Genomic DNA, 3,514 nt, shown 5'->3' on the forward strand with positions numbered 1-3,514 from the left:
AACGGCGGACATCACGGGGCACGGAGAGTGAACTGTCCATTGCGAAAAACGCCGCAAGCCGTGCTCCCGTGCATGTCATGGTTCCCCGCCGTCTTGTGAGTAGGTTTCCGCCAGCCACGACTTCGGGAGATTGACCACCCGACCATCGCGGAACTGGATCACGAATTGGGTCGGGAATCCAGAATAAGCCACAAATGTGTCGGTCGGCAATATATCGTCCGGGTACTGGTCAGTGAATCCATCACGATCTCGGCCCTGGATCTGAATGTCAGTCCATGCCTGAGCCTTTGTATGAGAACCAGGTGTACCATCACCTAGCGTTTGGCGTACCTGAACGAGCGAATCGCCATTGTCGACGTATTGTGCGATTGCGGGTAGCAGCGAGTGTTCGTCGCCGAGTACTCGATAGCGAAATGCGGAATCGGCCGTGCAATGCCACACGATGCCGACGAGGCTCAGCAATAGTAATGCGGCGAGACAATAGAGCGAACGTGCGAGCACTTTTCAGTCGGGGAACGTCGGACATCACGGGGGACGGACGAAAGACTCTCCACTTCGAAAACCGCGCAAGCCGTCCTCCCGTGCATGTCATGGTTCGCCCACTTCTTCTGTTTCGGGCGACGTGTAGTCTACCATTTCGTGAGACCATCGCGGGTCACCATCTGAATGTTCGACAGGAGCGTCCGAGATTGAGTGGATGTATCGGTCTACGAGGACATCATAATCGTCGCGTGTTTCGTACGTCGGACGAAAATCGTCACGCAGTACCCGCAACTCGGTGAGGACGTCGTCGACCTTATCGTTCTCAAGTTCAATGATCGTGTTTTGAATCAGGTCTTTTGTTGCTTCGGAGAAGTAAATGTTGGATTGCAGGCGATCAAGTGATCCGACGATCCACGCAACGCCGAACGACATCGCGATCGCACAAACGCCCAACGTGATTCGTGCCGCGCGGTTGTCGTAGAACTCAGCGATCAGCCACGCGATGGGAAATGCGACGGCAAGCAGTAGTATCAATTCAAGCACAAGCATGCACCGACGTTGCAGTCACAATCTGGTTGGGCGAACGGCCCGCATCACGGGGTGGCGGGAGTAGACATTGATTTCAAAACACGCTGGCCACAGCCACTCCCGTGCATGCGATGGTTCTGGCTTTTCTGGACTTTTTTGGCAGGATTGGATTGTAGCAGATGACGCAGCGAAGAGCGATTTAGGCATCGGTATCCTGAGCTTGCGTGCGTCCGTTCTCGTTTTCGTGAACCATGTATGCAATTCCAGATGCAGCACCGCCTAGCGATAGACAAATCGCGATCCAAATGACCGCTAGCATTGGAGTGGACGGTGCCTGGTGTTCAAGCCAGAGTGTAAACCGGCCCATTGATAGAAAGCGGAACAAGAACAAGACAGTTGTTGAACACCCGTAAATGAACGTCGTAGAAGTTTTGGCGCCAACACGTGCGAGCCGGTACGCACCGAACATCAAGATGATGAATGGGGGGAAGATTCCAGACCAATTGTTGGAATGACTCGTGGCCGGCATCGTGAACAGAATTAGAACTCCCGCGATCAGGTAGAAACCAACCCAGGTTGCCAAGACTGATCCGCGCTTGTGTCGCGATGTTGCATCGCCGAACGACGAGTGTTCGGTCGGCTCGTTGGGATTGGACAAATCGGCCATCCGAATCACATGCCAGAACGGTAGCGATATGCGGGCGGCGGCGAGTGACTCAACAACTGCGAGAACGGCGACCACCGCCGCTCCGTATCATCGATGTCGATGAAAGAGTTGGGTGTTTTGAAGAACGGCTCTCCGAGATCATGGGAAAACGAGCGATCGTCTTTCCTTTCGGAGAAGACGGGCTCAAAACGTACTCAAGTCCCTCTCGGAGAACCGCGACCATGTTGTACCTCGGAATTGACCAGCACGCAAAACAACTCACCATTTCTCTTCGCGATGAAGCCGGTGACATTCGCCTTCGTCGCCAGGTCTCCACCCAACCGGAACGGTGCGCCGAGTTCTTCACCAAGCTCAACGAGAAGGCAGCCGAAGAAGGTGGATACATTGCCATCGTCGAGGTCTGCGGCTTCAACGACTGGCTCCTCGCGATCTTGCCTCAGTATGGATGCGTTCAAACGGTTCTGATTCAACCCACCAAGAAACTCAAAGTCAAAACCGATCGCCGTGATGCTCACTCGCTCTCCGAGTTGCTGTGGACCAATCGCGATCGACTTCGAGAAGGGCTACCCATTGCTGGGGCTCGTCAAGTTGTCCTGCCCACCAAGCACTACGCCGAATGCCAACGCATCACTCTACTACGCAAGGATGCTGGCCGAATGCGAACCAAAGCCACCAACCGAATCAAGCACATCCTGCGTCGCCACAACCTTCAGTGGCAGATGCCGACCAAAACCTTCCCCAGCGTCAAGGCGATCGCGTGGCTGAAGACTCTCGTCCTGCCACCGGTGCAACGCCAAGAAATGGACTGGCACCTAGAGGAACTGGAGCGATGGACCAAGCGGATGACCGACCTGGAAGTGATCATCATTGGCCGCTGCCAAGGCGATGCGATGGTCGACCGAATTCGAACCATCCCCGGCTGCGCTCACTACAGTGCGTTGTCATTGGTATGCCGTGTTGGCGACCCTCATCGATTCCCCAAAGGCAAAAGCCTGGCTCACTACTGGGGACTGACCCCAGGCGTCAACGACAGCGGCGAAGGCACGGGAAGACGAGGCCGTATCACGAAGGCTGGAAGCACGATGGCCCGCTGGGTCTTGGCCCAAATCACTCTGCACTGCCTGCGTCACGATCCCGTGATGAAGGCCTGGTATAAGCCGATCAAAAACCGTCGAGGCAGCAAGATCGCTCGTGTCGCCGTGATGCGAAAACTGGCTGTGATCATCCGCAACATGATGGTCCATGAACAAACCTATCAGGAGTGCCGTGATGCAATGTTGAATCGCCGCAAACGGCAACTCGCAACGAACAAGTCTGCTGCCTGAACTGATCTTCCACGACCTCCCACTCAGAAGCCTGCCTATAAGAAGTGTCTTTTTGTGATGAGCATTCGACTCCTACTCGGTTCGTTGATCTCCGGATCAATGCTTACCTGAGGAGTCGGCTTGCCCGAGTCAATTCGCCCGGAACCATGCGTAGATGCCACCTCGCTGAGCTTGCTCAGCCTGACAGTCGGCACGTTTCATTGATTAGGAGCCCTGACTTGGCAGCAAGCGGAATCGTATCCGATAGATAGTGCTTCACCGATTGAGTGAAGGCATCGTGACACGCTCACGATGGGACCCCACGAAGGAATGTATCGAGGTGCAATCGCAAACGAAAAGAACGATCTGCAACTAGCCCGAACCAAAGATCCATCCATCACGGATCGACACGCCAACCGACAAGAAACCCGGTCATCAACCCAAGCATCGGAGCAGGTGTGAAGCTACCGCTCCCGACCAACCAAACGAAAAAAGATCAAAACAATTCATTCCCGCTAAACTCTTTCAGGAA

3 protein-coding genes are annotated in these 3,514 nt (G+C 54.6%); 1 reads left to right on the forward strand and 2 read right to left on the reverse strand.

Features of this window, described 5'->3' with window-relative positions; all coding sequences use genetic code 11:
* Window positions 1-75: 75 nt before the first annotated feature.
* The gene (locus RE6C_RS01620) at window positions 76-501 is read right to left on the reverse strand and encodes a hypothetical protein (protein ID WP_008653235.1); all 426 of its coding nucleotides are present in this window, start codon (window positions 499-501) and stop codon (window positions 76-78) included.
* An 87-nt stretch (window positions 502-588) separates the two neighbouring features.
* Window positions 589-1,032, reverse strand: a complete 444-nt coding sequence (locus tag RE6C_RS01625) for a hypothetical protein (RefSeq protein ID WP_008653237.1) — start codon at window positions 1,030-1,032, stop codon at window positions 589-591.
* A gap of 867 nt (window positions 1,033-1,899) precedes the next feature.
* Here RE6C_RS01625 and RE6C_RS01635 point away from each other — a divergent pair.
* Complete coding sequence (locus RE6C_RS01635) at window positions 1,900-3,003, forward strand: IS110 family RNA-guided transposase (RefSeq protein WP_144054626.1); 1,104 nt, start codon at window positions 1,900-1,902, stop codon at window positions 3,001-3,003.
* Window positions 3,004-3,514: the final 511 nt, after the last annotated feature.

This window comes from Rhodopirellula europaea 6C (assembly GCF_000338295.1).
Classification (GTDB): domain Bacteria; phylum Planctomycetota; class Planctomycetia; order Pirellulales; family Pirellulaceae; genus Rhodopirellula; species Rhodopirellula europaea.

What these genes read in the sequence shown, in the direction of transcription:
- RE6C_RS01625 (WP_008653237.1), bottom strand. Translation starts at nt 1,032, where the DNA reads ATGCTTGTGCTTGAATTGATACTACTGCTTGCCGTCGCATTTCCCATC.
- RE6C_RS01635 (WP_144054626.1), top strand. Translation starts at nt 1,900, where the DNA reads ATGTTGTACCTCGGAATTGACCAGCACGCAAAACAACTCACCATTTCT.